Source organism: Klebsiella sp. HN106, assembly GCF_051209435.1.
In the GTDB taxonomy this organism is placed as follows: Bacteria; Pseudomonadota; Gammaproteobacteria; order Enterobacterales; family Enterobacteriaceae; genus Klebsiella; species Klebsiella oxytoca.
This window is the reverse complement of record NZ_JBLURD010000334.1, coordinates 1-241: the sequence shown is the minus strand read 5'-3', so window position 1 is coordinate 241 and position 241 is coordinate 1. Positions and strand designations below refer to the sequence as shown.

Annotated in this window: 1 pseudogene; it reads left to right on the top strand. The window is 42.7% G+C overall.

Annotated features, from left to right (window positions below):
* Positions 1 to 241: pseudogene (locus ACSIPU_RS31445) on the top strand (IS4 family transposase); the annotation flags it as partial.

The window sequence follows — 241 nt, the reverse complement described above, 5'->3', positions numbered from 1 at the left end:
AAGCTGGGTTGGTACTGGTTAAGTCGAGTAAGAGGAAAAGTACAATATGCAGACCTAGGAGCGGAAAACTGGAAACCTATCAGCAACTTACATGATATGTCATCTAGTCACTCAAAGACTTTAGGCTATAAGAGGCTGACTAAAAGCAATCCAATCTCATGCCAAATTCTATTGTATAAATCTCGCTCTAAAGGCCGAAAAAATCAGCGCTCGACACGGACTCATTGTCACCACCCGTCAC